General features: G+C 35.8%; 19 protein-coding genes and 1 pseudogene. 8 read left to right on the plus strand and 12 right to left on the minus strand.

Translation table 11 applies throughout. The features are described 5' to 3' along the window. The first annotated feature begins 58 nt into the window (after positions 1-58). Together ACQH1X_RS02125 and ACQH1X_RS02130 are read left to right on the plus strand one after the other, a co-directional pair. Complete coding sequence (locus ACQH1X_RS02125) at positions 59-655, plus strand: riboflavin synthase (protein ID WP_425386417.1); 597 nt, start codon at positions 59-61, stop codon at positions 653-655. A 57-nt stretch (positions 656-712) separates the two neighbouring features. Further along, positions 713-1303 carry a CvpA family protein gene (locus ACQH1X_RS02130; protein ID WP_425386418.1) on the plus strand — a complete coding sequence of 197 codons (591 nt, stop codon included), beginning with the start codon at positions 713-715 and terminating at the stop codon, positions 1301-1303. Between the two features lie 388 nt (positions 1304-1691). On the opposite strand, the pseudogene ACQH1X_RS02135 reads toward ACQH1X_RS02130, so the two are convergent. Next, a pseudogene (locus ACQH1X_RS02135) lies at positions 1692-2170 on the minus strand (IS4-like element ISWosp8 family transposase); the annotation flags it as partial. 547 nt (positions 2171-2717) lie between these two features. Between ACQH1X_RS02135 and lepB the strand changes: the two are divergent. Beyond that, the gene (gene lepB, locus ACQH1X_RS02140) at positions 2718-3464 is read left to right on the plus strand and encodes a signal peptidase I (protein ID WP_425386419.1); all 747 of its coding nucleotides are present in this window, start codon (positions 2718-2720) and stop codon (positions 3462-3464) included. Positions 3465-3471: 7 nt separating this feature from the next. Here lepB and hscA read toward each other — a convergent pair whose 3' ends face one another. From hscA to iscU, 4 genes are read right to left on the minus strand one after another with little or no spacing between them, the layout of a single operon-like run. Further along, a complete protein-coding gene (gene hscA / locus ACQH1X_RS02145) occupies positions 3472-5229 on the minus strand; it encodes a Fe-S protein assembly chaperone HscA (RefSeq protein ID WP_425386420.1) in 1758 nt (585 codons plus the stop codon). Then, on the minus strand, positions 5207-5665 hold the full coding sequence (locus ACQH1X_RS02150) for an iron-sulfur cluster co-chaperone HscB C-terminal domain-containing protein (RefSeq protein ID WP_425386421.1): 459 nt from the start codon (positions 5663-5665) through the stop codon (positions 5207-5209). Before ACQH1X_RS02150 ends, hscA begins: the two co-directional genes overlap by 23 nt. Continuing rightward, positions 5658-6071, minus strand: a complete 414-nt coding sequence (locus ACQH1X_RS02155; protein WP_425386422.1) for a HesB/IscA family protein — start codon at positions 6069-6071, stop codon at positions 5658-5660. Before ACQH1X_RS02155 ends, ACQH1X_RS02150 begins: the two co-directional genes overlap by 8 nt. 12 nt (positions 6072-6083) lie before the next feature. Further along, positions 6084-6467: a Fe-S cluster assembly scaffold IscU gene (gene iscU, locus ACQH1X_RS02160; RefSeq protein WP_007548853.1), complete on the minus strand. Its 384-nt coding sequence runs from the start codon at positions 6465-6467 to the stop codon at positions 6084-6086. A gap of 179 nt (positions 6468-6646) precedes the next feature. On the opposite strand from iscU, the gene ftsY reads away from it, so the two are divergent. Then, complete coding sequence (gene ftsY, locus ACQH1X_RS02165) at positions 6647-7558, plus strand: signal recognition particle-docking protein FtsY (RefSeq protein ID WP_425386423.1); 912 nt, start codon at positions 6647-6649, stop codon at positions 7556-7558. Here ftsY and radA read toward each other — a convergent pair. Beyond that, positions 7545-8888: a DNA repair protein RadA gene (gene radA, locus ACQH1X_RS02170; RefSeq protein ID WP_425386424.1), complete on the minus strand. Its 1344-nt coding sequence runs from the start codon at positions 8886-8888 to the stop codon at positions 7545-7547. The genes ftsY and radA overlap by 14 nt on opposite strands. Positions 8889-9289: 401 nt before the next feature. On the opposite strand from radA, the gene ACQH1X_RS02175 reads away from it, so the two are divergent. Beyond that, positions 9290-10312, plus strand: coding sequence for an IS110 family transposase (locus ACQH1X_RS02175; protein ID WP_425385829.1), 1023 nt, complete (start codon positions 9290-9292; stop codon positions 10310-10312). 181 nt (positions 10313-10493) lie between these two features. On the opposite strand, the gene ACQH1X_RS02180 is transcribed toward ACQH1X_RS02175, so the two are convergent. The 3 genes from ACQH1X_RS02180 to gatA all read right to left on the minus strand — a co-directional run bounded on the left by ACQH1X_RS02180 (position 10494) and on the right by gatA (position 14107). After that, the gene (locus tag ACQH1X_RS02180; protein ID WP_425385836.1) at positions 10494-10622 is read right to left on the minus strand and encodes a hypothetical protein; all 129 of its coding nucleotides are present in this window, start codon (positions 10620-10622) and stop codon (positions 10494-10496) included. Between the two features lie 293 nt (positions 10623-10915). Continuing rightward, positions 10916-11872: an IS5 family transposase gene (locus ACQH1X_RS02185; RefSeq protein ID WP_264735368.1), complete on the minus strand. Its 957-nt coding sequence runs from the start codon at positions 11870-11872 to the stop codon at positions 10916-10918. Positions 11873-12610: 738 nt separating this feature from the next. Continuing rightward, on the minus strand, positions 12611-14107 hold the full coding sequence (gatA, locus tag ACQH1X_RS02190; protein ID WP_425386425.1) for an Asp-tRNA(Asn)/Glu-tRNA(Gln) amidotransferase subunit GatA: 1497 nt from the start codon (positions 14105-14107) through the stop codon (positions 12611-12613). 1056 nt (positions 14108-15163) lie between these two features. Between gatA and htpG the strand changes: the two genes are divergently transcribed. The 3 genes from htpG to hemA all read left to right on the plus strand — a co-directional run bounded on the left by htpG (position 15164) and on the right by hemA (position 21680). Next, positions 15164-17068: a molecular chaperone HtpG gene (gene htpG, locus ACQH1X_RS02195; RefSeq protein ID WP_425386426.1), complete on the plus strand. Its 1905-nt coding sequence runs from the start codon at positions 15164-15166 to the stop codon at positions 17066-17068. 38 nt (positions 17069-17106) lie between these two features. Next, positions 17107-20409, plus strand: coding sequence for a host RNA manipulator TomO (locus ACQH1X_RS02200; RefSeq protein ID WP_425386427.1), 3303 nt, complete (start codon positions 17107-17109; stop codon positions 20407-20409). Between the two features lie 68 nt (positions 20410-20477). Beyond that, positions 20478-21680, plus strand: coding sequence for a 5-aminolevulinate synthase (gene hemA / locus ACQH1X_RS02205; RefSeq protein WP_425386428.1), 1203 nt, complete (start codon positions 20478-20480; stop codon positions 21678-21680). Here the strand turns inward: hemA and ACQH1X_RS02210 are convergent. The 3 genes from ACQH1X_RS02210 to rimM form a co-directional block, all read right to left on the minus strand. Continuing rightward, the gene (locus ACQH1X_RS02210; protein WP_425386429.1) at positions 21672-22367 is read right to left on the minus strand and encodes an inositol monophosphatase family protein; all 696 of its coding nucleotides are present in this window, start codon (positions 22365-22367) and stop codon (positions 21672-21674) included. The two genes, hemA and ACQH1X_RS02210, sit on opposite strands and share 9 nt — an antisense overlap. Continuing rightward, positions 22368-22934, minus strand: coding sequence for an elongation factor P (gene efp, locus ACQH1X_RS02215; RefSeq protein WP_425386430.1), 567 nt, complete (start codon positions 22932-22934; stop codon positions 22368-22370). It abuts the gene before it with no gap. Between the two features lie 62 nt (positions 22935-22996). Beyond that, the gene (gene rimM, locus ACQH1X_RS02220) at positions 22997-23503 is read right to left on the minus strand and encodes a ribosome maturation factor RimM (RefSeq protein WP_353285151.1); all 507 of its coding nucleotides are present in this window, start codon (positions 23501-23503) and stop codon (positions 22997-22999) included. Between the last annotated feature and the right edge of the window lie 6 nt (positions 23504-23509).

Below are 23509 nucleotides of genomic sequence, written 5' to 3' on the forward strand. Positions count from 1 at the left end.
AAATAGAAATAAGTTGTTGTAAAAAATTTTTCATGGTAAAATTATTTATTTTCACCACATGTTTAAAGGAATTATCACGGATATCGGGACTATAACTGATACTACCACTCACTCCAACTCTGATCAAATTTTCCATATCAAAACACAAAACTTACCTTCTATAAATAAAGGAGACTCAATAGCTTGCTCTGGTGTGTGTTTAACTGTTGTTGATATAATGAGCGATACATTTACAGTCCAAACGTCTCAAGAAACTATGAAGGTTTCTAACTTAAATACGTGGAAGATAGGCAAAAAAATAAATCTCGAACAAGCAATGAGATTAAGTGATAAGATCGATGGCCACCTAGTTCAGGGTCATGTTGACGGGATAGTAAAAATTTTAACAATTGAGCGAAATTTAGATTCTCATAAAATCAAGCTATCATGCCCACAAGAATTAATTAAATTTGTTGCAAAAAAAGGCTCTGTTACACTAGATGGGGTTTCTCTCACAGTGAACTCAGTTATTAATCAGGAATTTACAGTAAATATCACTCCCTATACATGGGAAAATACAACTTTTCAGTACAACAAAGTAAATGATTATCTGAATTTAGAAATTGACATGATCACTAGGTATTTAGATCAACTGATGCAGCATAAATACAATTAATTTTACAACCTCGTTATTTATAACTATTATATCTTGAAAACCATATAGATATAAAATATGCTTTTCGATAGTCTAATTATCTTCATTGTTGTTCTATGTGTAATAATCTCGATAACTAGAGGCTTTATAAAAGAGCTATGCGCACTAATGTTTCTATTTTTATCAGTTTTTCTGACAGCTAATCACTATGATTTTTTCACTCTAAATTATAGTAAATATTTTGATTCTAAAGTTACGTTAAACATACTCTCTACAATTTCTGTATTTATTATACTTAATCTTATATTGATGATAATAAATAACTGGCTAATGTACATATTATCGCCCATAAGGTTGGGGTTTATCGATAGAGTTACTGGAATCTTTCTCGGAGTGCTTAAAGGAATATTGCTCTCTTATATATTATTTTTTGCTGTGCACTTATATTGCTACACAGTATATGACAAAAAAGAGGAACATTCTGCAATAAAAGCAGAAGACATATTGCCTAATTGGATAATAAATTCACACTCTTATCAGACTTTATTTGTGACAGCAGAAGAAGTAATTGACATGTATGTACCAGAGTCGTTGATACTAAAAATAAAAGAGATCGGTGGAGAAATGGTTGATCAAGAAAAACCTAAAAACAATAAAAAAGAAGAGTAAATATTTATTTATAAATATGTTCATTGGGAGTATTCAAAAAGCCATATGTGTCAGGTTAAGAGCAAATATTCAAAATTGTAAGTCAAAAATATGGTTGAATAACTGTGTGTATAATTATTAATCTTTTCTAAGCATTTTGGCAATGGCTCTTTCTAAATTTCTCGACCCTAAGAATGATGGTGTGCTGCAGTAACAAACAAAGTAATGTTTGTTTTATTGAAGATGAAGGAGGTCCTTCGAAATCGGTTTTCAGGAGCAGGTTTCAAACCACCTTAAGTGGCTCTATTCAAGAGATAGGGTCATAAGCGTTAAGGAAAAATCAGCATATAAGCTGGAAGGTGTGGATCAGAAAGACGAACGTGAGTGAACCACTGATGAACGTGTTGAAAAGGGAAGTGAACATCGAAAGGGGGAGTGAGTCGTTCTCCTCTGCCAACGTTTGCTCCCAAACTGCAAGACGAGCACTACAAATTAGCAAAGTACACAAATCAACGAACAAATTGCTAGCGGTGCTTGTTGTTCCATTTGGTTCAAACTCGGATACGATTTCTTCAGAGTTGAATACCAGAACCATCTGCTGCAATAAACCTATAGCCTCTCCAGCTCAGGCTCATCTTGATAGGCTGTTTGGATGCTTAAATTCTTTAAAACCTGTATTTATATCTTGCTTTAGAAAAAGCTTGCTTTGAGGGTGGAACTTAATGAGCTCACATTCTATTCCTAAACTTTTCTTAATTAACTTTAAAATCATAGAAAATACTGTCGTAAAAGCTTGTTCGTGTGAAACTCAACACAATGGATTCTCTGAAAAGCTTTCGAGTATATTATATTTTTAATTTGTAGAATAAGATTTTTTCCTTTTTGCATGTTTCACCTAAAAAGGACACATTTTAGACTTCTTTGTTGAAATAAAACAGAAACAAAAGTGCTGTTTATTGCAGCTTTTGGGTAATTTAATGGTAAAAAATTTAGAGAGAAGTTTTATGCACAATCATTGATATTTTCCCTTAAGTTGACGCCATTGGCTGAACAGTTGCTACTTGTTAGCGGGATCTATGCTAAGAGATACCGTGGCGGTATGACGTAGAGCTCGCGTTAGCTATACTTTTATACTCACCAAATCAGTTTGCTTGCTTACAAGCAAACTAGCATAAAAAGTGGTTGTTAAAACACAACGTTTTCGATGAGATTGCAGGAAGGCTGGATTCTAGTGTCAGCTACTTTCATCTGCCTACCTGCAAATTGCAATGTTCGTACAGTTATGTGTCACGCTACTTGGATGACACCGTTGAAAGAAATGAACCGCCTTTTCAAAATTGTTTTGAATAGAGGAATAACATTCACAAGTAAAATTTCATATTACCATTTTTTAATTTATGTATTATAATAAACTTAATTTATAAGAAAAACAAAGTTGGAAGGACTAAGCAAAAACTGGGTGATAAGAACGGGAAGATTTTTATCTTCATTGTTTTTTTTACTACTAATTGCGCTATCAATACGTAGTTTTTTATTCGAGCCATTTCATATACCTTCTGGTTCAATGAAAAGCACCCTACTTGAAGGGGATTACATTTTTACTAGTAAATACTCATACGGTTACAGTAAACACTCCTTTCCATTTTCTCCAAACATTTTTAGCGGCAGGATTTTTTACACCCCTCCAAAGCGTGGCGACATAGTAGTTTTCAAACCCACAAAAAACGACAGTATCCGATTTGTTAAGCGGGTAATAGGAACACCGGGCGACAAAGTGCAAATAATAGAGGGAGAATTATACCTAAATGATCAGAAAGTAGAGCGAAAGCAAATTGAAAGTTTTTTTGATTATGAGTCAAATCGTAACATACCAAGATATATAGAAACGCTTTTAAGTGGCAAGGAACATGAGATTTTGATAGATAACATTTCTAATAAGCTATCATATAACACTCCGGTTTATTATGTACCTAACGATCAATTTTTTGTTATGGGAGACAATAGAAATAATTCTTTGGATAGCAGGTTTCCTGAAGTTGGTTTTGTACCAATGGAAAATATCATTGGGCGTGTAAGCATAGTTGGTTTATCGTTTAAATTGGGGAAGGTCGATTGGTTACCATTTAATTTCAGGTTACCTGTTGCTTTGAGATTAAATAGGGTATTGCACAAGGTTGTGTAAGCTTTTTCTACCTATTTGTTAATTCACATAACTCTAAAGAAGAATTTTCTAACTCGGCGATAGTGTTGTTAATTTCATTCAAGTCATTGCCTTGTAAAGCGTTTTTTGCATTTTGTAATAGGTTTTTCAACTTTTGATCAGTGGAAAGGTTATTATTGTTTTCAACCAAGTGTATGAGTTTATTTCCATTAATTTTAGCACCTGCAAGGGAACGAGCCTTCATATCTTCATCAAAGCTGTTTATTGACTGGTTAACCATATTTTGAACATCAGCTTCACTCAAGCCAAAACTTGAATTTACTTTAACTGCCTGCTCAATTCCAGTAGTTTTTTCTCTTGCAGTAACAGTCAAGATCCCGTCAACGTTAACTGTAAATTCTATTTCAACTCTTGCAGAACCTGCAGGCAGTGGCGGTATACCTTTTAGTTCAAACTGCGCTAGAGATTTGTTATCCTCTATCATTTCACGTTCTCCCTGACAAACGTGAATTTTCATTGCTGTTTGCCCATCAACATAAGTTGTAAACTCTTTTGTTTCTGAAACTGGTAGTGGCGTATTTCTTGGTATGATTTTTTCAACTATGCCTCCCATAGTTTCTATGCCAAGTGATAAAGGTAGAACATCCAGGAGAATATTCCTATCTTTTGAGCTCGAAGTTAAATCGTGAGCCTGCAGGGCTGCCCCAATGGCAACTGCTTTATCTGGATCCACGTCATTCAGTACTTTATTTCCAAAGAGTTTGACTAGTGAATTTTGAACCAATGGTGTTCTAGTTGCACCACCAACTAAAATTACTCCTTTTATATCATCAATTTTAAGATCTATATCACTTATAGTACGAGTGACTATATTGATAGTCCTATTAACTAAAGGACTTATTGCCGGCTCGAATTCTTCTCTAGTAATTTCGCATTTAAATGACTTGCCATTAACATTAAATTCGAAGATACCCATAGTGTGATTGCTTAGGTACTCTTTCACAGAGCGTGATTCGATAAGTAAGGAATTTAGTTGCTTAGGGGTTTCTCCAGTCTTTTCTCTATACTTATTAAGCACAATTGAACTCAGAAGATGATCAAAATCATCACCGCCGAGTTTGGTGTCACCACCAACTGCAAGGACTTGAAACACTCCTTGATGTAATTTCAATATCGAAATATCAAATGTTCCTCCACCAAGGTCATAAACTGCATATATTCCACTATTATTGTTCTTTTCAATGGAGTAAGAAAGCGCTGCAGCGGTTGGCTCGTTAACGAGGCGAAGAACTTCTATTCCAGCTAATTTTGCTGCATATTTAGTTGCGTTACGTGCTGAATCGTCAAAGTAAGCTGGCACAGTAATCACTGCTTTTTTTACTTCCAGCCCCTTAGACTTTTTTACCCTCTCACATAAAGCTTTTAATATCTCAGCAGAAATCTCAACAGGAGTAAGATACTTTTCCTCTGCGCATTTTACTCTAATAACTTTTTCACTTTCGTTATCTATTTCAAAATTGAGGCCTTCTTTATTTAATTCTTCAACACTTTTACCCATTAAACGCTTTATTGAGTAGATTGCATTTCGACCGACGTTACAGCCAGTTTTCAATGTATTATCTTCATATGAAATAACAGAAGGCAGTAGCTCTCTTCCTTGCTCATCTTTAAATATTTCTGCATTGCCAGCTTTATTTACCATGGCAATTAAAGAATTGGTAGTACCAAGATCTATACCAAAAACTACTTCACTTGAATTTGGTTCAGAAATTTGAATTGGTTGCATTCTTTTTCACCTCCTCAAATGACTTATATAAATATTTTAATCTTAGGACTTGTGTAGCAGCTCCATCAAAATTCTTTACAGCAAAAGTGTTAATTAGGTTTTTAACGCAATCTTTTATTTTTTCATCAATCATCCTGCTTGCAAATTGTAGATCGTTGCAGTCTAGTAAGTACTCTCTTATTTCCATTGATTCATTTAATATTTCAGAATTCGGATGATCCTTTGGGCTTCCCACACCAAAAAGATTCAACAAATGCTCGGCACGTTCTAGTGGTGACTTTAGCACTTGATAAGCTTTGTTGATATTTTCCATGTTTTTGGACTGTCTTTCATTTATATCAGTCTTGCTTAGCTCAATATATTTTTTCTCTAGCCCATCAAAGCTGATATTGAAAGTTGGTTCAATTTCAAACAATGCAAAATAGTTGCTAGACATGAAAACTCTCTCCACAACCACATTTTCCTTTCTCATTAGGATTTTTGAAAACAAAACCCGATGAAAATTTTTCTTCTACATAATCCATTTCAGAGCCAAGAATAAACATGACGGATTTTGGATCGATCAACACTTTAACTTTTTGGTCATCACTACAGGTTTCCTCAATTATCGACTCTAAAGGACGAGTATCATATGCATATTCAATATCATATTTTAAACCAGAACATCCTTTTTGTTTAATTAGCACTCTTATTCCTATTGCTTCTTCCGGTTTCTCGAGGTTAGTATGCTTCTTTTGGTCCAATAAATACCTTATCCTTTCTACTGCTTCCGCAGTTATAGTGATAAGTTTTTTATTCTTTTTTACAGTTTTACCTCCGCCTACTTCTTGATATTCACCCATGTTCGTAGCTTCTTAATTCTTTTGTTTACTTTGATAGTCATGAATAGCAGCCTTTATAGCATCTTCAGCAAGTACCGAACAGTGTATCTTCACTGGAGGTAAAGACAACTCTTCCACTATTTGAGTATTCTTTATCTGTGTAACGTCACTGATGGTTCTCCCTTTTATCATCTCTGTTAACAAGGAACTTGAAGCAATGGCAGAACCACAACCAAAAGTTTTAAATTTTGCATCTTCAATAACACCTTTGTCATTGACCTTTATCTGCAATTTCATTACATCACCGCACGATGGTGCACCAACTAAACCAGTACCAACATTTGGATCATTTTTATCCAGAGAGCCAACATTTCTTGGATTTTCGTAATGATCTAAAATTTTCTCATTATAACTCATAAAATTACCTGTGAACTGCTATTCTACGTTATAACATATTTAGGTTAAAAACTAAAGAAAAATGCACTAGCAAACAGTATATTTTACTCACAAAATATATGGGTTACGAGTGTATTTACTTTACAAATACACGTAGTGCGTGTCATTCTTTATATTGTAATTTTAAAAGGAGTATTCCCTTGAGTTTATTTGGTAACCTTTATAAAGGACTGTTAAAAACTTCTTCTCGCTTTAGCGACGGGGTGAAAAGTATTTTTTCTGGCAAAAAAAAATTAGATCAGTCGCTTTTAGATGAGCTAGAAGAATTGCTAATTAGCATGGACATTGGTCATAAAACTTCCAAATTAATTATTAACAGGCTCACAAGCATCAAATTTGACAAGGAAGTTGAGTATAATATCATCACACAGCAGTTAATGAACGAAATAGAAGCTATATTAAACCCTGTCGTGCAACCGTTAATTTTAAATAAAAAACCACATATAATAATGGTATGCGGAGTAAATGGTAATGGTAAAACCACAACTATAGGTAAACTTGCATATAAATATAAGGAGATGGGAAAGTCCGTTATGCTTGTTGCATGCGATACATTTAGAGCTGCTGCTAGTGAACAATTAAACATTTGGGCAGAACGTTCTGATTGTTCCATTGTTACTGGAGAGTACGGTAGCGACTCTGCAAGTGTGGCGTATAGGGCTGTGAGTCAAGCTATAAAAGATAACGTTGATGTTGTTCTAATTGACACAGCAGGCAGGCTACAAAATAATGTGAACCTTATGGAGGAGTTATCAAAAATATATAGAACGATAAAGAAATTGGATGACACTGCCCCTCATGACGTTATTTTAGTTCTTGATGCAACTACCGGCCAAAATGCTTATAGCCAATTAGAAGCATTTAGCAAAATGGTTAATGTTACCGGGCTAATCGTAACAAAGCTAGATGGCACCGCTAAGGGCGGAGTAGTAATTGGACTTGCAGAAGCTTATAAGGTAAAGTTACATGCTATAGGAATTGGCGAAAGTATAGAGGACTTAAAGGAGTTTACTAGTAAAGAATTTGCTGAAGCATTATTTAATTGTAATTAAAAATTTCTCTTAATTCCCTTACGTGACCAAGCTTAATTATCTCAATATCATGAGAAGAGTAATTACCATTTTTAGGCATAATTGCTTTTTTGAATCCTAACTTTTGTGCTTCTTTTAGTCTGAGATCAGCATGCGAGACATTCCTAATTTCTCCTGAAAGTGCAACTTCACCGCAGATTATTGAAGAAGTTGGCAGCGGTAAATTTACTACACTTGAAATAAGGGAAGCAGCAACAGCAAGATCAGCCGATGGTTCCTGTATTTTGAGTCCCCCTGCAATGTTTAGGTATACCTCTTTATCATGCAAAAACATTTTGCAACGAGCATTTAGCACCGCGATGATCATAGCCAATCGATTAATATCCCACCCAACTACTGCCCTTCTTGGGGTTGCCATATTAGTCCCTGCTATTAATGCTTGCACTTCCATTAAAATTGGTCTTGAACCTTCAATTCCTGCAAATACGGCGCTGCCAACTACTTCTCTGTCATGGGCCATCAGAAACAATGATGATGGATTATCAACAGGCACAAGTCCTGCTTCAGACATCTCAAAAACACCAATTTCATTTGCAGGACCAAATCTATTTTTAATAGTGCGTAAAATGCGATATTGATTACTATTTTCACCTTCAAAATATAATACCGTATCTACCATATGCTCCAAAGTTTTAGGTCCAGCTATTTGTCCATCTTTCGTTATATGGCCAACTATCAAGAGAGAAACACCATATTGTTTCGCAAGAATGGTTAATTCATGTGCACAAGTACGAACCTGAGTTACAGTTCCTGGTGCCGATGTAATTCTGCTATCATACATTGTTTGTATAGAGTCAATTACTAAGAATTTAATACTTTTATTTTCCTTTATTGTTGCTACTACATCAGTTAAAGACACTGTAGATAAAAGCTTGATTTTAGGTTCATTTATCTTAAGACGCTTTGCTCTGAGACTCACTTGCTCTAAAGATTCCTCGCCAGATACATAAAGACATTCAAAAGAGGAAAGTTGCACAACATTAGCTGCAATTTTAAGCAAAAGGGTAGATTTCCCAATTCCAGGTTCGCCACCAATTAAAATGCTAGCACCTTGAACGATACCCCCACCAAAAACTCTATCTAATTCTTCTATCCCTGTTAGGAAACGACTTGGAATGATAATTTCGCTACCCGATAACGTCTTTATTAAAATTGGCGAAGATATACTTCTTTTGCTCGTTTTTACTGCTATTTCCTCAACAACTGTATCCCAATTGTCACATGCAATACACTTCCCTACCCACCTACCAGTGCTGTGACCACAGGATTGACATACATATACAGTTTTCATTAAAATCAAAATTATTTTGTTATAATTGTAATAAAAATTAGCTGAATAGGCGAAGTAAATCTAAACACTGAGTCTCACAAACGTTGTGGTGCGAAGATAATTGTCATAAGTTGTGCCATTTAAATTCATGCACAATAATTGCACGCACGCTTCCCTCCAGGATCTAAGTAGCCTCTACTTGTATCTTGTCAAAAGCATCTAATGTTTTAAGCTTAAGCATTAGGTGGAGAAGGGAGGAACTCTGTGCTTCTTCTTAGATATAAAATCTGTAGAGGAGATAAGAATTCCCTTCTCAAAAGTATAGGCTGGACGGTATCGTAGAAAAACCTAAATGGTTCTAATTCTGTATTCACAAGGTTAGCCTTACTTTTCATTTTAAATAGTAACGTATGGGGTTATATATGATCAACAACTTTCTGGGAATAGATGTATCAAAAGATCGCTTTGATGTTTTTCTCTCATTTATAAGTAAAAAAGGAAAACGTGAAACTAGGAAAAGAAGCTTTAAGAACGATGATAATGGGTTTCAAGGTCTGCAGAGCTTTCTACAAAAACATAACGTAGAGCAAGTGAAAGCTTGTATGGAAGCTACCGGTTGTTATAGTGAAGCTTTGGCTGAATTTCTACACAATGCTGGACATTTTGTAAGTGTTGTAAATCCTTATTGTATTAAATCTTATGCGAGGAGTAAGCTTGTAAGACAAAAGAATGATCAGACCGATGCAGAAATTATTGCTGATTATTGCCAAAGACAGGAACCTACTCGTTGGACACCACCTTCTCCTGAAATGAAAAAATTAAAACATCTTTATCGTTGCTCGGTTGCGTTAAAAGATGGATTAACATTCGTAAATAATCATTTAGAAAAGAAGGAGAGACTGCCTGAAGAAGTTGCAAATGCTTGGGAAAACCTTGCAGTGAACATAGAACAATCAATAGAAACAATAAAAAACTCCATACGTGAACTATTAAAACAGCACAAAGAGTTGTTGGAAAACTTTCAACTCTTATTGACTATTCCAGGAATAGGAGAGGAATCAGCAATAGCTATTTTAGCTGAAATTCCTGACACAAAGGCTTTTATAAATGCCAGACAATTGGCAGCATACGCTGGAACTATACCACGAAATATAACATCAGGTTCATCTGTATATGCCAAGCCCAGATTAAGTAAATCAGGTTCACGAACACTACGTAAGGCCATGTATTTTCCTGCTATAGTAGCTAAAAATCACAATCCTATTATTATGACTTTTTGCAAGAGATTAAAAGAAAAAGGCAAGCATAATATGGCCATTGTTGGTGCTGCAATGCGTAAGTTGCTTCATATTGTTTTTGGTATTTTAAAATCAAAAAAGGCTTTTAATCCTGACCATATCAAAAGCTACAGGACTAGGAGATTGACTGAAGCTTTAGTAATTTAAAATCGAAAAATGCTTCCATTCTATCTTATGTAAAATGGTATCTTACACAAATTTATTGAATGTAGTTGGTTAGTGTATATGTTGATAAGTGTAAAAGACAAGATTTAATCTGACAGACAAGAATTAACTGACAGAAGAATTGAGGTAGTCAAAACTAATATCAGGCTCTTGTTTAATACAACTACAATCTGTATACCGCTACACAGGACGGGAATTGGCAGTATTTTTTGATTTCACAATATAACTTAGGCAATTTAGATTCAATTTTTGTAATTTTCTTGTTGACTGGCGAGACGGTATCTCCTGTCATCCGAGTAGCTGACACTGGTTTCCATCCAAGAGGGTGTCATCCCAGTGCCCAGACACTGGGATCCAGGAAACTTAACTCTACACCAAGTAAATGTACAATAAGAACTAGATTCCAGCGTCACGCGCTGGAATGACAAAGTGAGCGTGCGTAGGTGTTATCCCAGTACTCCTTTCTCGTCATCCCAGTGCGTGACACTGGGATCTCATTTTACTTTATGATGATGTCATGAAAGTAACTGACACTGGGATGGCTTTGTTGCATAGCACCTTAAGCAGTGATGGTTTACGACAAATTTATGTAATGATTTCAAATTTAGCCATACCAATATCAGTGAATTTGTTGAGCAAATAGCACTTAATTAGTAATTCTTTTTCACGATTTACTTCAGATTTATTCCTAAAGCTAAATCCAAATACTTGCTTCAACCTTGAGAAAAATCCTTCTATGTAAGATCTCTTTCCATAAATCGCTTCCTTTTTCCACTCTTTTACACCATCTTGTCCATATAATTTTATTAACCTAATAGCAGCATTTCTGTCAGACATATAATCTATTTTTGAATGTTCTGCTGCATCCTTTTTTGGTAGAACTTTTGTCTTTATATCGTATTTCTTACACAATTTATAAAGTTTGTGCCTATCGTATGCCCTATCTGCATATAATGCTTTTATTTTGTGCTGAAAATTAACTTCTTCAAGCAAATCGCAAGCTCCATAGTGGTCAGAGTAGACGCCATTACTGTATCTTGCAGCTATAGCTTTTTTACTATTCACACTTAACATAACATGTAACTTTCTTACTTGCTCGTAGCTTCGGTACTTTCTATCTGCACTGTTTTCCTTACTGTGGCCAGGAGTGTTACTGTAAATGCTGATACTTGTGCTATCTATGATAATTTCAATATTTTCCATGTTGCTTTTATCAACCCTGCAATCATTTATCTTAATATTAAGTTTTTTAAACCTTCTTGATGCTTGTGAATAGCTGATAACTGCCAAATTTTTTCCTATTTGTTGCAGATATCCTTTTATAAACCCCACCGTTTGTCTTAAACCAATTCTAAAAAGATTGACAATTATATGCACCAAAATTACGACTTTATCACTGTAAATATAGTTGCCGCCCTGCATTTTTGGACTATTTTCATACCAATTTTCGATAGCTTCATCGATGTAACGAAAAATATTTCCCCTTTTTTCAAGGAATTTGTTATATTCGTTTTGGTTACTGACTTTCATTTTCTGTGGCATATTTTTTCTTCAACAGTTAAATGGTTATTTATAATGAATTTTGTCAGTAGCTACCAGATTTTTTCGGTTGCTATGCAACAAAGCCCACTGGGATCCAGAAGACTTAATTTCAACCAAATAATAAAGGCTAGATCCCAGTGTCACGCACTGGGATGACGAGAAAGGAGTACTGGAATGACATCACAGGAGCACTGGGATGACACCCTACTAGCGGAAGTTACTCTCAAATGTTTGTTCATGTTGCTATAAATATTAAGAAATTTACCAAATGAAAAAAAAGGCAAAAAAAGCCCCGTGGTGGTTAGCTATTCACTATGTACTAAAATATCGGCGTTTTTTTATTCTAAAACGCTTGATTAAGAGCGATTTAGCTGCTTTTAACTTGCAACTAACCTACACCGCAAGTGTTTAAGAAATTTACTAAGCAGGAAAAAAGGCAAAGAAACCCCATAGTAGCTAGTATTCAAATTCTCCCTTGTCAATTTGACGTTTTTTGCTGTCTTAAACGCTTTGTAAGCGCGTTTCGGCTTATATAGGTAAAAACCTAAAAATTTTTAAAGACATGCGATGCATGTAGTGCGAAAAATTAAACATGAGACGCCAAATACCCTAAGTTTTTTGTCATTAACCTGCACAGATTGCGAAGATAAATAAATAGCTTCAGTTTCATGATAAGGGGGCTGGCGAAGCTTGTAAAGCAATTTTTGCATTTAATTCTAGTTCCGTTTTATGCCAGCTTCACGCGCTGGAATGACACTCTTTTGGATGGAAATCAGTGCTAATTGTTCTGCCACAATTTTGCTCTATCACACTTGCCACATTTAATATTCCAGCTTCGTCGTAATAATTTCCAATTACTTGCAAGGCAAGTGGTAAACCCTCATTGGAGAGTCCTACAGGAACAGAAATAGCAGGCAATCCTGCCAGACTTGCCGGCACAGTAAACACATCATTGATGCACATAATTAGCGGATCTGGCTTTTCATTTAAGCCAAAAGCTTCTGTTGGAGCAGATGGCACAAGTATGTAATCTATTTTTTCAAACGCTTTTATAAAATCATTTCTGATTAATGCCCTAATGCACTGCGCTTTTTCGTAATATTCATTGTAATGACCTGAGGAAAGCGCATAAGCGCCAATTAAAATTCTTCTTTTCACCTCTTTACCGAAACCTTCTGCTCTTGTTAGTGAATACATTTCTTCAAGGGTATCAGCATCAACCCTTAATCCATAACGCACACCATCATAACGAGCAAGATTGGATGAAGTTTCAGCAGAACAGATTAAATAATAGACTGGTATTGCATATTTAGTATGTGGCAGAGTAACGTCAACAACTTCAGCACCATTTTCTTTTAAATAGGAAGCAACTCTTTCCCAATTATGAACTATTTCCTCTGAAATTCCATCCATCCTATATTCTTTTGGTATACCAATACGCTTACCCTTGACATCACCATTTATGAAGCTAGAAAATTTAGGCACTGGCTTTTCGCTTGATATTGAATCTTTTGTATCATAGCCACAAATTGCTTCCAGCATTAATGCTGAATCAGAGACAGAACGAGTAATGACTCCTGCTTGATCCAGAGAACTCGCAAATGCAATCATACCAAAACGCGAGCATCTTCCATAAGTTGGCTTTATTCCAACTACTCCACAATAAGCTGCTGGTTGGCGTACAGATCCACCGGTGTCGCTCCCTAACGCTCCAGCGCATAAAAATCCAGCAACCGATGCTGCAGATCCACCAGATGATCCACCAGGAACAACTTTTTCCCCATCACTTTTTCTAATCCACACATTTTCAACAGGGCCAAAATAGCTGTTTGTGTTCGCAGAACCCATAGCAAATTCATCCATATTAAGCTTACCGAGCATGGCTGCTCCACTTTTTAAAAGCAAGTCAGACACCGTAGATTCGTAAGTCGGAACGAAATTTTCCAGCATTTTTGAGCATGATGTTGTTTTTATTCCTTTTGTACAGAATAGATCTTTGATGCCAACTGGTATACCCATGAGCGGCGAGATTAAATCATCCTTTTGCCTAGAGAAATATTCATCTGCAGCTTTGGCAGCTTTCATCGCTACCTCTGGGGTTTTTGTTATAAATGCATTTAATTTCTCATTTTCAACCGCACTGATGTGCGCCTCTACGAGTTCAACGGCAGAAAAACTCTTTTTTTTGAGCCCGTCATGCATTTGTGTAATACTTAACCTTCTTAGTTCGTTCATTAATATTTAATTTTTAGCAAGACATTAATTGTAACATAGTACGATAAAAAATCCATACATTTATAGTTACAGCTAGAAATGTAGCTAAGGTAATTTAGATTCACCAAAATGGGTTTATGATTAAGTTGGCAATACGCCTTAAATTATGCCGCCTACTCTTCTATTCAAAACATTAAACAACATTATACACGACTTACCTTTGAACGTGGGAATTTTCTAGGGATTATCTTCTTAAATTCTATAATATTTTTTGTAACATTGTCTAAAGTGCCCAGACTACTTGGATCCAGGTGAGTTGGTGAGTATAAAATTCTACGTCATACCGCCACGGTATCTCAGCCGCTAACAAGCAGCGGGATGACGGTTGTCAGGGTGTCATCCCAGTACCTTCTCTTGTCATCCCAGTGCCCAGACACTGGGATCCAGGAATTTTATTAAGTTGGTAAGCATAAAAGTAGCCGTTTTATGTTAAAGTACAACGTTTTGATGATTATGAAAAAGCTGGATTCCAGTGTCAAGCACTGGAATGACACCCTCTTGGATAGTGCCACGCGCTGGAATGACACCCTTCACGGGCTCTTTTAGTCATAAATATTTAAGAAATTTACCAAATAAAAAAAAAGGCAAAGAAGCCCCGTAGTGCGAGTTTTGACCCTTTAATAATTTAAATTGGCGCTATAATAATGCGCTAACGCTTAAATGAAGCGCGTTTTTGCTGAATGTAGAAAAAATTTAAAAGACATGCAGCCGCTATAATTTTATGTAATCCGCCAAAAGATACCTCGAGTTTTTTACTGAATTTTGTCATTGAGCCTGCAGGTCAAAAACAAGTTTTGAGTCATAAACACCCTTATTATGATAATAAGGGGGCTGGCGGAGTTTGTCAAGGAAGTTTTTTTGTTTCTCAACACGCTGCCAAAAGTTTGTTATGCAAGAGATCCCATAAATTGGGTGTCATAATAACTACACCCACATTAATTTTGATGTACGTGACCTTGAAAGATCGTAATTCAATACTTAAATTATTAGGGTAGTAGGCAAATAATGGAGCTCAAAATGCATAACGTACAAGAAACTGAAAATTTAAAATTTGACGCTGAAGTAGGGAAAGTACTAAACATAGTGATTCACTCACTTTACACCAATAAAGACATTTTTCTGCGTGAATTAATATCAAATGCATCGGATGCATGTGATAAATTGCGCTATGAATCTCAACTAAATCCTAATTTGCTAGATTTGAATGACGAATTAAAAATCACTATCAGCTCCAATAAAGATAAGAACGAGCTATATATCACTGATAATGGCATCGGAATGAATAGGCAAGATTTAATAGACAACCTTGGTACAATTGCCAGCTCTGGTACGCAAAAATTTTTGGATGCAATTAAGAATAGCAAGGATTCAAGCCAAGCTGTGGAGCTGATTGGGAAGTTTGGTGTTGGTTTTTACTCAAGCTTTATGGTTGCATCGGAGGTGATAGTGGAATCAAGGAGAGCTGGAGAAGAGGAGTCTTGGGTCTGGCAATCCAAAGGAGATGGAGAGTATTCGATAAGTAAACTAGATAATCAAATTTCTCGTGGAACTAAAATTACACTCATTATGCATCCTGAAGAGAGTGAGTTTTTAGATAAATTTCGTGTTGAAAACATTGTCACTACTTACTCTGATCACATCAATTTTCCTGTTGAATTCATAAATGAAGAAGGAAAAAGTGAAAAGTTAAACAGTAAAGCTGCAATTTGGACTAAGCCAAAAAATGACGTTACTCAAGAGGAGCACAATGATTTTTTCCGCAGTGTTGCTCATGTTGGCGGGGAGCCTTGGATGATATTGCATAATAAAAATGAAGGTGCAATAGAATATACAAATTTGCTTTATGTTCCCTCTATTAAACCTTTTGATTTATTTCATCCAGATAGACGTTGCTCTGTTAAGTTATATGTAAATAAAGTATTTATCACTGAAGATAACGTACAGATCATACCGCAGTATTTACGTTTCTTGAAAGGTATTGTTGATTCACCGGACTTGCCTCTTAATATCAGCAGAGAAACGCTGCAGAATAATCGTGTTGTTGAGCAAATCAGAAAATCCCTCACTAAGCGTGTAATATCAGAGCTCGGTAAAAAGGCAAAAGAGAATTTAGAGGAATATACAAAATTCTGGACCAATTTTGGTGCAGTATTAAAAGAGGGTCTTTGTGAAGCTATGCCAACTGATGAGAGAGAAGCGCTACTCTCAATTTGCAGATTTCATAGTACTGGTGATGAGAAATTAGTCAGCATTGATGACTACATAAGCAGAATGAAGCCTGAGCAGGAACATATCTATTATCTCACCGGGAATAGCCTCGATTCAGTGAAAAACAGTCCGCAACTTGAGGGATTCGTCAGTAAAGGACTAGAAGTGCTCCTATTTGTTGATCCAGTTGATGATTTCTGGACTAGCGTGATTCATGAATATAAAGATCAAAAATTTAAGTCTGTGACCCGTGCTGATGTTGATTTGGAAAAATTCTCTTCAGAAGAAGATAAAAAAGATGAAGAAAATAAGCAAGATGAAGAAAAGACTGAAGAAAATACGGACTCTATACTGCAATATTTCACCAAGGTTCTTGGCAATTCAGTGAAAAGCGTAAAGATCTCTAAAAAATTGACTGACAGCCCTGTATGTCTAGCAGTTGATGAAGGTGCTATGGATCTTCGCATGGAGCGTTTTTTGCGTGAACAAAAGCAGCTAAATTACCGCACGCCAAAGGTGCTGGAAATTAACACTAAGCATCCTGTAATAAAAAGTATAATGAAATCTCACGCTGAAAATGGTGAAAACCCAACATTGGAGGACATGATTCACTTATTGTTTTACCAAGCTTGCATCGTGGAAGGCGAAGAGATGGATGACGCGAGCAGCTTTGCTAAGAGACTGAATAATTTGCTTGGCAAGATTTCTGTTTAATGCTATACTTAGCTTAGCTGCTAGTTAGGAGGTAAAACATGTTTGGTTCCAATTTTAGAGACTTTGTATCACAAGATACAACTTCACAGGGCCAATCAAATTCTGAAAGATTAATCAAAAGTTGGCATGGTTTTGAAAAACCAGATTCTGAAGATTCAGGTATTGAAGAAGAGTTTGAAGTTTTAGATAGCGAAAGTCAAGAGATACCAGCTACTCCATGTAGCACACCCCCTGAAGATCTAAGTTTAGAGAATGCAATACTTGCAAACTTTCCTGATGGTTGTGATAGGTCGTTTACTGTAGAGTTAAAAGATGAAGATTCATATGGTATCATTCCTAAAAACTTAACTTTTGCTGAGATTATAAATATCTTAAATCAAGCTATACAAGAAGATAATTGTGAAGAATTAGACAAGGTTGTACAAAATATTGAAAATTATGAAGGCAGGTCTATTACGCTGGATAATGAAAATCTCAAAGATTTCTGTTCAAATCAACTTAATTTGGAGTTACAAAACAGAAGCAACCATCAACATATATATTCAAATGTACTATCACAGTATAAATTTGACCAAGTAGAGTTCAAGTATGATTATTCAGTAAAAGAATTGGTACTATTGGCAATTGCAGCTAATGACAAGCTAGTAGAGCAATATCAGGATTTTCTTTTTGCTGAAGAAAATTTAAGTCTTTTACCTCTCCTTGTTGGTGGTCAAAAATATATTGAAGCTTTTATAGAAAAATTCCATGGTACCGATGGAGTTTATGGAAGATTAAAAGGTCAAGCTATACAACTTGTCGAACCTAATAAGATTGACTTCTTCTCAGCTACAGCATTAAGAAAAGAGCAAGAATTATTAAATGCAGTTTTTGTCGAATACGTTTTAAGAGATTTTGGACAGGTGTTAAAAACAAGTAAACCTGATCCTTTGTATGGTGTGCTTGAAACAGCGTCTCTGATCAAAAATGAAGAATTCATCACGATAGTGCTGGATGCATTTGAAAGATATATTAATGAGCCAACTAAAAAAGCCTCAACAGAAGAGTTATTAAAAAAGAGCTTTGCTACCTTGTTAGAAACTGCGATAAGTCAAGAACACATATCTGTCATTGAATACTTGTGCAAACGATACACTAATAGTGCAGATCATGCCATTTACGATGTATATAAACAAGCATTTACAGATGATAAAGTTATTACAATACTAAGGCAACAAATCCTGAAAAACATAGGAGCTCGTGGCAGAAAAGAAATTTATGATTTAATTCTGAAAACTGCATTGGATGCTGGTAATGTTACATTTATTGAGCACTTATGCAAAGAATGTGCTAAGTGCAGCAACGATGTGATTAATTATCTTGATCATAAACTTAAAAATAACGAATTTGATGAAATATATGAATCAATTCTAGTTGCATTGTCTAATACTGGAAGTCAAGACATTATAGTCAGTGTTCTAGCTCGTGTTCAAATTTGTCAAAGCATACTCAATAATAAACAGCAAGTATTCAGGCAAACCATACAAAATATACTGAGAAATGCGATAAAGGAAGCTAGTTATGAAGTTGTTGTACTCTTATGTCAGCATGTTGACCTAAAATTCGCAGCTCTTCAGGCAATATGCAAGGAAGAATTTGAGAAAGCTTTACCAGTAGTTGCAGAGCAGCTTGAAAAAACAAGCATGGAACTTTTTCCAAGTATGACTCGTAATGAGTATCAAAAAAATAGAGATACTTTGAATAATCTATATCTAATTAGCAATTTGTTAAAAAGTAGTAAATTAATCAATACTTCCAGTAAAGCAAATATACAGACACAAACAGATACACAAGTTAATAAAGGAAGCAGTAATAATGCAGTATCACCTGTTATAAATGTTGAAGGTGTTTCAACTGTAATAAATGAACTTCCGGTCTTGAGCCAAGTAGTGAATGAAAAAAGTGATGATCAATCAGAAAATCCAGGACTTGAAAGTGCTGGCAGTAAGCAGACAGAAAAAAATATTGTTGACAATGAAAAAGATATTATAAATAGTGGTGAGGCTTCAATAGAAGAAGCTATAGGTAATGATTATAGGAGGGGTAAAATGTTTAAAAGAAGCAAAAAAAAAGATGTTAAGGAACTTGCTAGTCCTGTTAAGAAAAAGATTGATGAAATTATAAGCAAAGGTAATGATAACTTAGAAGAGGAATTTAAAGATGTCCTGAAAAATGCAAACCATGATCTTGTACTAAAATACGCGAAAAATCAAGAAGGTCCCTTTAGGGGTGAAGTAGTAGAATTTTTAACCCAATACATAAAAAATAAGAAAAATGGTGCTCAAACCAATGGCGGGCAGCCTAGTAATCTAAGCAATACTGTACCACCTGTTCAACCAACTACACCTGAAACGCCTAATGCTTCTTCAAGTGAGAATAGTTTCCAGCTTGAAGGTGATCAAGACACACAACCACTTTTACTACAGAGTTCTGTGAGTGGTGATGAGCATAGTGGTACTCCTTCAAACCCTAGCAGCGAATATGTTGTAATTCCTTCAGGTTCTGGCAGCAGCTCTCCAATTCAGGATATAGTTAATGAAGAAGAGCCTGTAGTAATTACAACAAGACAGCCAAATGATGGTGAGCATGATAAAACCGTGTCTAAAGAGCACCAAGATGATGCACTAAAAAAAGATTTAATAGATTTTTCAAGTGATGATGGCAATAGTCTTCTAGGAGATCCAGTACCTACATTAACTAACGAAATCCCTGAACAAGAAGATGGTACTCAAACTACCACCAGGCAGCAAGAACCGAATCCAATTCCAACACCTACGCCGGCGCCAACGCCGAATCTAACACCAACACCGAATCCAATTCCAACACCTACGCCGGCGCCAGGACTGACACCGGACCTAACACAAGATCCAATTCTAACACCTACGCTGGTGCCAACACCGAATCTAACACCAACACCGAATCCAGTGCCAACACCAGAACCAGTGCCTCCAGTAGCTGACGGAAGCTCTGGACAAGTAGGTGATACTCAAACCAATGGCAAGCTGCCTAATAATCCAGGAAATGGAAGTATTACTGCAACACAAAATACGCAAAAGAGTAAGTGGCCTACCGTAGCTATATGGACGTTCGCAGTAGCTGGAATACTTGCAGGGGCTGCTGCACCGGCTGCATATTTTGCTTTTAGTGTTAGCTTGCTGACAACAGGAATAATAGCAGGTGTTGGAGTTTGTTGTTTAGTTGCTGCTTTAATCATATATTGCTGTAACAGACCTTCAAGTTCATTTAAGGGTAGTAATGTTGAACTTATAGCTGATAAAGAGCTTGCTGCAACAGTAAGTTGAAGAATAAATATTGTAGTTTACCATTTAATAATTTATTATAATTATATTAATTATTAGCGAATAAAAACTTGGTAAACTACGAAGAAATATTCTTGAACAAAATCAAAGATATAAAAGATGAGGGGCGCTACCGTGAATTTACGAACTTTGCGTCATTGCCAGGTAGGCTCCCTCACATTATGGACTATGAAAGAAATAGGGAAGTAATAGTCTGGTGCAGTAATAACTATTTAGGAATGTCACAAAATGAGAAAGTTATTGCCGCTATTCAAAATTCATCTGTTGGCGCTGGAGGAACAAGAAATATATCTGGCACAACAAAAGAGGTTGTCGAACTTGAAAAATCCTTAGCTTGTTTGCATAAAAAAGAGGCTGCTTTAACTTTTGCTTGTGGCTACCTCGCTAACCAGACAACACTTAGCACTTTATCGTCTGTTATTCCTGACGTGGTAATTTTCTCAGATGAGAAAAACCATTCTTCGATGATAGAAGGCATAAAATCAGGAAAAAGACCAAAACATATATTTAGACATAATGATGTTGATCACTTAGAGCAGTTGTTAAAGTCCGTAGACACAAAAACACCAAAGATAATAGCACTTGAATCCGTATATTCAATGGATGGCGATATAGCGCCGCTTGAAACGATATGCGATCTTGCAGATCAACATAATGCAATCACCTATTTGGATGAGGTGCACGCAGTTGGCATGTATGGTTCACATGGTGGCGGAATTGCAGAAAGAGAAGGCCTGATGGATAGAATAACCGTTATTCAAGGTACACTATCGAAGGCTTTTGGAGTGATGGGTGGGTATATAGCGTCTTCAAAGAATTTGGTGGATGTAATAAGAAGTTCCGCTCCAGGATTTATTTTCACCACTGCTATGTCGCCTGTTTTAGCAGCGGCAGCAAAGGCAAGCGTTGAGCACCTAAAATCGAGCAACATTGAAAGGGAAAAGCAAAAGCAAGTCGTTGAAAAAGTAAAAAACTCACTGAGAAATGCAGGAATTAACTTCATTCCAACAGAAACTCATATAATTCCAATAATAATTGGCGACCCAGAGTTATCCAAAGGAGCATCAAAATTATTATTTGATGAGTATGGAATATACGTTCAACATATAAATTACCCGACAGTTCCAAGAGGAACTGAGCGTTTCCGTATTACCCCTACACCTTACCATACCGATGAAATGATAGAACATTTAACAGAATCTCTTGTAAAAGTTTTCGAAAAGTTGTCTATCTCTGTAGCCTGTTTATCCTAATTTAATATCGCCAGCAATAATCAATCCGTTGTCTTCCGTTAGCCTTCCACCGCTTTCTTGCAGAAAAAGCCTACCGAGCGAAGTTTTGTATTTGTTAATTCCAGAGTAAACTATTCCACTGTATCTTCCTGCAGCAAGATATGCAAAACCCAGAACTGTTGAACCGATGGAGCGTACATTATTATTGCCAGGCAGCAATTTTAACAAATTACCACTTACATCTATTAGACCCCCTTCACGGCTTTTCACCCGCATTTTTATATGACGAGATCTAAAATCCTCAAGAAAAGCACCTTTCTTTTCTTCTGCCCAAAAAGTTTCTCTAAGAGCCGGAGCATCAATTACAGCTGCTACAACTTTGTTTTTATGAATGAGGCAGACTGATACTGCAAAATAAACCATACAACTAGAAAAATTCTCCCTGCCCTCTATAGGCATAATAAACCAGGTATAAGTGTCATCTTTTACTTCTTGATCAGTATCATCTTCGGAAATAAACCCATAGTCTCGTTTGTAGTCGTGCAAGCAATCGTATATGGTTTGCTTGGATTTTGAATAAGTTTTATTGATAAAGTCCGCTGACTTAACACTGGAGATTTGCAATTCATTAAAATCGCGCATAAGCTGCTTGGAAGCACTGCGTACAGAATCAAGCATCACATTGATTCGTGGTGAGGAAATGGACATTTACTCTTTTACTCTTTCGTAATAGCTGTCATCAGTAGTGTGTACTATAATTTTATTCTCTTCTTTTATAAACTGAGGCACGTTAACACGCATTCCGTTTTCTAAAATTGCAGGCTTATAAGAAGCAGTAGCAGTTTGTCCTTTAATAACAGACTCTGTTTCTTTCACAGCAAGTGTAACATAATCAGGCACATGCGCAGAAATTATTTTGTCTTGATAAGTTACTACTTTAATTTTCATATTATCTTGCAAATAAATCTTTTTTTCTCCCAATAATTCTAAATTTATAGTGATTTGTTCGTAATTACTTGGATGCATAAGATTTACAATGTTTCCTTCAGTGAAAAGGTAAACATACTCCTCTTCATCTAAAATTGCCCTTCTGATTGTTGCATCAGAGCGAAATCTTTCATAGTGTTTTGCTCCGGTTTTGATGTTTTTCATTTCGGCTTGTATGTATGCACCACCTTTACCAGGTTGAGTATGCATAATACCTACAACCAAAAATAATCCGCCGTTATGTTCCAACACCTGACCTGGTCTGATATCGTTAGCTCTTTCTGCCATAATTACATTTTTAGTTTGATCTTACAATTATAAGTAGCTTTATATAAATATCAAAGTCTTTATTAGTCAATAAATTCTGGCATATTTAATACTATATACCTCCCCTTTATATTTATATGTGGAAATATCTCTTTAGTGAAAGATAGCATAATGCGTTTTTTTGTGCTGATAACTAAAATTTCTAATATATCCCCTGAGCCAAAATTATACACAGATTTTACATGGCCATATAATTCATTACTTTTCAGCCTTACTTCCATATCTACAAGGTCACTTTGGTAAAATTCATCCTCATCATTTAGCTCTGGTAACTTGCTTCTTTCTATATATAGCTTCTTATTCCTTAAAAGCTCTGCTTCATTACGGGAATTTACTCCGCTTATTGTAGCTATTACTAAATTATCACCTATGACGGATACTGAGTCTATTTCATAATTCTCATCACCACTTATTAGCTCACCATATAAGGAGATATTTTCGGGCTTTTCAGTAAAGGTTTTTACTTTAACAGCTCCTTTAATTCCGTGAGGAGAGGTAATAATTCCTAAACATACCAGATTGTCGTTCATATTAAT

The organism is Wolbachia endosymbiont (group A) of Barypeithes pellucidus, from assembly GCF_964030885.1.
Lineage (GTDB): Bacteria > Pseudomonadota > Alphaproteobacteria > Rickettsiales > Anaplasmataceae > Wolbachia.

Excerpts from the sequence above, each read along its gene's own strand:
- rimM (WP_353285151.1), bottom strand. The coding sequence starts at position 23,503 with ATGAACGACAATCTGGTATGTTTAGGAATTATTACCTCTCCTCACGGA.
- ACQH1X_RS02130 (WP_425386418.1), top strand. The coding sequence starts at position 713 with ATGCTTTTCGATAGTCTAATTATCTTCATTGTTGTTCTATGTGTAATA.
- ACQH1X_RS02175 (WP_425385829.1), top strand. The coding sequence starts at position 9,290 with ATGATCAACAACTTTCTGGGAATAGATGTATCAAAAGATCGCTTTGAT.
- htpG (WP_425386426.1), top strand. The coding sequence starts at position 15,164 with ATGCATAACGTACAAGAAACTGAAAATTTAAAATTTGACGCTGAAGTA.
- ACQH1X_RS02155 (WP_425386422.1), bottom strand. The coding sequence starts at position 6,071 with ATGGGTGAATATCAAGAAGTAGGCGGAGGTAAAACTGTAAAAAAGAAT.
- radA (WP_425386424.1), bottom strand. The coding sequence starts at position 8,888 with ATGAAAACTGTATATGTATGTCAATCCTGTGGTCACAGCACTGGTAGG.
- hscA (WP_425386420.1), bottom strand. The coding sequence starts at position 5,229 with ATGCAACCAATTCAAATTTCTGAACCAAATTCAAGTGAAGTAGTTTTT.
- gatA (WP_425386425.1), bottom strand. The coding sequence starts at position 14,107 with ATGAACGAACTAAGAAGGTTAAGTATTACACAAATGCATGACGGGCTC.
- ACQH1X_RS02200 (WP_425386427.1), top strand. The coding sequence starts at position 17,107 with ATGTTTGGTTCCAATTTTAGAGACTTTGTATCACAAGATACAACTTCA.
- ACQH1X_RS02125 (WP_425386417.1), top strand. The coding sequence starts at position 59 with ATGTTTAAAGGAATTATCACGGATATCGGGACTATAACTGATACTACC.
- ACQH1X_RS02150 (WP_425386421.1), bottom strand. The coding sequence starts at position 5,665 with ATGTCTAGCAACTATTTTGCATTGTTTGAAATTGAACCAACTTTCAAT.
- iscU (WP_007548853.1), bottom strand. The coding sequence starts at position 6,467 with ATGAGTTATAATGAGAAAATTTTAGATCATTACGAAAATCCAAGAAAT.
- ACQH1X_RS02180 (WP_425385836.1), bottom strand. The coding sequence starts at position 10,622 with ATGACAGGAGATACCGTCTCGCCAGTCAACAAGAAAATTACAAAAATT.
- ACQH1X_RS02185 (WP_264735368.1), bottom strand. The coding sequence starts at position 11,872 with ATGCCACAGAAAATGAAAGTCAGTAACCAAAACGAATATAACAAATTC.
- efp (WP_425386430.1), bottom strand. The coding sequence starts at position 22,934 with ATGGCAGAAAGAGCTAACGATATCAGACCAGGTCAGGTGTTGGAACAT.
- ACQH1X_RS02210 (WP_425386429.1), bottom strand. The coding sequence starts at position 22,367 with ATGTCCATTTCCTCACCACGAATCAATGTGATGCTTGATTCTGTACGC.